This is a genomic window from Streptomyces phytophilus (genome assembly GCF_013870535.1).
Classification (GTDB): domain Bacteria; phylum Actinomycetota; class Actinomycetes; order Streptomycetales; family Streptomycetaceae; genus Streptomyces; species Streptomyces phytophilus.
In genome coordinates this window covers 1-3,157 of record NZ_JACBXC010000702.1, presented here as the reverse complement: position 1 = coordinate 3,157, position 3,157 = coordinate 1, and the positions used below count along the sequence as shown (strand labels likewise).

Sequence of the window (3,157 nt, the reverse complement as noted above, 5' to 3'; positions counted from 1 at the left end):
ACCGCGAGCAGCACGGCGGCCAGCGACATCGCGGCGGACAGGACGTCGACGCGGGCGCCGTCCTTCGCCACGCGCGGCGGGTCCGGGAGGATCCGCGGCCCGAGCACCAGCAGGAGCGCCATCACCGGCAGCCCCGGGAGGAACACCGAGCCCCACCAGAACGCGGACAGCAGCAGGCCGCCGACCACCGGCCCGAGGGCCATGCCGCCCTGGAACCCGGCCATCCAGAACGCGAACGCCAGCGCCCGCTGCCGCGGATCGGGGAACAGCACCCCGATCATCGCCATCGCGGACGGCACGAACGTCGCCCCGGCGACGCCCAGCAGCGCGCGGGCGGCGATGAGCATCGCGGGGCTGGTCGCGAAGGCCGCCGCGACCGACGCCGCGGCGAACGCCGCCGCGCCGGTCAGCAGCAGCCGCCGCCGGCCGACGCGGTCGCCGACCGCGCCCATGGTGACGAGGAAGCCGGCGAGGAGGAAGCCGTAGATGTCGAGGATCCACAGTGTCTGGGGGCCGGAGGCGCCGAGGTCCGCGGCGAGTGCGGGCAGGGCCAGGTACAAGCCGGTGAAGTCGAGGGACAGGATCAGCCCGGCGAGCACGAGGACCGCGAGCGCGAGCCACTGCCGCGCTCCCGCGCGCGGGGCGTGCGGCGGGTCGGCGAGGGGGGCGGAGGGGACGGGCATGGGCGGCGCTCCGGGTCTCGGGTGTCTGCCCGTATGACCGCCGCCCCCGGGAAAAGGAATCGGTGCGGTACGGAGGCACAGCCCGCCCGGGTTGCGCACGCGGCCGGGTGCGGCGCGGCGCACCCGCCGCCGTCAGTGGCCGTGCAGCAGGCGGGTCAGGAACTCGGCGGCGTCGGTGCTGGTGCTGGTGGCCGCGGCGAGGTTGTCCAGCGCCAGGCGGTAGCGGTCGACCTCGCCCGGCTTGTCGATGCGCACGGTGCCGGTGAGCTGGTCCAGGCAGACCACGTCCGGGAGTTCGGGCTCGGCGAACCGCAGCATCGTCAGGGACTGCGCCACCGCCGCCGTGCCGCCGGCCGCCAGCGGCACCACGTCCAGCGTGATCGTGGGGTGTTCGAGATGCAGCCGGAGCAGGTGCTGCAACTGGCCCTCCATCACGCCCGGGGCGCCGACCGAGCGCCGCAGCGCCGCCTCGTCGAGCAACACCCAGCAGCGCGGCGGGTCCGCGCGGGTGAGGGCCTGCTGGCGGCGTTCGAGCAGGTGCAGGCGGCGCTCCACCGTCTGCACCGGGTCCCGCGGGAAGCCGAGCTGGGTGACGGCGCGGGCGTACGCGGCGGTCTGCAGCAGGTCCGGGATGCGCTGGGACTGGTAGCTGCGGATGACGGTGGCGGCCTCCTCCAGGCCGAGGTGGGTCTCCGCCTGACTGGGTATCAGGTCGCTGTACTCCTGCCACCAGCTCGGCGCGTTGGCGCCGCGGGTCAGCGCCGCGTACTCGTCGAGCTCGGCCTCGTCGACGACGCCGTAGAAGTCGAGCAGCGCCGAGACGTCGTGGTCCTTGCAGCCGCCCTGGCCCAGCTCCAGCCGGCACAGCTTGGCGACGGAGGCGCCGATCTGGCGGGCCGCCGCCTGCAACTTGATGCCGCGGTCCTGGCGGAGCCGGCGCAGCCGGGAGCCGAGGACGGACCTGCAGACGGGCCGTCCGCCGCGCTCGTGCTCCCCGGCGAGCGGGATCTCCTGGTCGTGCACTGCCGCCATGGGCACCGTCATCGGGTCCTCCGCAGGCGATGGTCCGTCGCCACCAAGACTCACGCTACCCGGCGAAGGGTAGTCCGCCACAGGCGGCAAAAGCGCACCTTGGCCCGATCTTTGCGAGCGGCGGACCTGCCCGGGGCGGCAATGCGCCACGGTGGCGCGTTGCGGTCTACGGCTTCCGGCCGAGGCCGCCCAGGACCGCCATCTCCACGGGGCTGCCGACCTCCACCGGCTCGGGCCGCCACAGCGGGCAGGACACCACGCCGGGCTCGACCGGCTCCAGGCCGTCGAGGTAGCCGGCGATCTGCTCGGCGCTGCGCAGGTGGTACGGCACGGCGCCGGTGGCGTTGTAGCCGGCGATCGCGCGGCTGTACTTCTCGTTCCCCTCGACGCCGTCGCGTATCGCCAGGTAACTGCCCGGCGGCAGCGGGTCCATCAGCCGCCGCACCACCGACCGGGCCTGCTCGTAGCCGTCGACGTGGGCCAGGATGCCCATGAGGATCACGGCGACCGGCCGGTCGAGGTCCAGGGTGCGCGCCGCGCCCGCGAGTATCGCCCCGGGGTCCTCGACGTCGGCGTCGATGTACGCGGTCGTGCCCTCGCGGGTGCTGGTGAGCAGGCCGCGGGCGTGGGCGAGGACGAGCTTGTCGTTGTCGACGTAGACGATGCGGGACTCGGGGGCGATGCGCTGGGCCACCTCGTGGGTGTTGTCCGCGGTGGGCAGTCCGGTGCCGATGTCCAGGAACTGCCGTACGCCCGCCTCCCCCGCCAGGTGGCCGACGACCCGGCGGAGGAACTGCCGCCCGCTGCGGGCGAGATCGACGATCTCCGGGAAGACCTGCTGGAACCGGGCGCTGGCGGTGCGGTCCGGCTCGTAGTTGTCCTTGCCGCCGATCCAGTAGTTGAAGATCCTCGCCGAGTGCGGCACGGACGTGTCGACGACCACCTGCCGCGCGCCGTCGTCGAAGGTTTCCTCTGACATGAACTCCACCTTCCGGATCGGGTGCGCGGCCCACAACGTAGCCGAGCGGGAGCCCGCCGTCACCGCCGCCCTCCTGCTTGCCTGCCTGCTTGCCCGAGGTCAGGACCCGTCGCCCGCGATGCCGCGGGACATCGCGAGGTGGCTCGCCAGCAGCCCGCCGTCCACCGGCAGGCTGACGCCGGTGATCCACGCCGCGTCGCGGGAGGCGAGGAACGCCACCGCGGCCGCGATGTCGTCGGGCTCGCCGACGCGGCCCAGGGGGTAGTGCTCGACGACCCGGGCCAGGACCTCGGGCCGGTTCTCCCAGACGGCGGTGCGCACCGTGCCGGGCTCGACGAGGTTCACGCGCACCCCGCGTTCCGCGCTCTCCACGGCCAGGGTGCGGGTGAGGGAGACGAGCGCGGCCTTGGCGGCGCTGTACGCGTGCTCGCCGTAGTGGCGTTCGGCGTTGACCGAGCCGATG

General features: G+C 74.1%; 4 protein-coding genes. All 4 read right to left on the bottom strand.

Annotated elements, in window-relative coordinates:
• Positions 1 to 683, bottom strand: a 683-nt coding sequence (locus tag H5J30_RS23815) for an MFS transporter (protein ID WP_181789420.1), incomplete at its 3' end; no start/stop codon positions are given.
• Positions 684 to 815: 132 nt separating this feature from the next.
• Entirely contained in the window at positions 816 to 1,727 is a 912-nt protein-coding gene (locus H5J30_RS23810; RefSeq protein WP_181789419.1) for a helix-turn-helix domain-containing protein, read from the bottom strand.
• A gap of 154 nt (positions 1,728 to 1,881) precedes the next feature.
• Entirely contained in the window at positions 1,882 to 2,694 is an 813-nt protein-coding gene (locus H5J30_RS23805) for an SAM-dependent methyltransferase (protein ID WP_181789418.1), read from the bottom strand.
• 99 nt (positions 2,695 to 2,793) lie between these two features.
• Positions 2,794 to 3,157: SDR family oxidoreductase (locus H5J30_RS23800; RefSeq protein ID WP_181789417.1), on the bottom strand; the 364-nt coding region annotated here is incomplete at its 5' end.

Bases quoted from the DNA above. Each gene is read 5' to 3' on its own strand.
- H5J30_RS23810 (WP_181789419.1), bottom strand. From the start codon at position 1,727: ATGACGGTGCCCATGGCGGCAGTGCACGACCAGGAGATCCCGCTCGCC.
- H5J30_RS23805 (WP_181789418.1), bottom strand. From the start codon at position 2,694: ATGTCAGAGGAAACCTTCGACGACGGCGCGCGGCAGGTGGTCGTCGAC.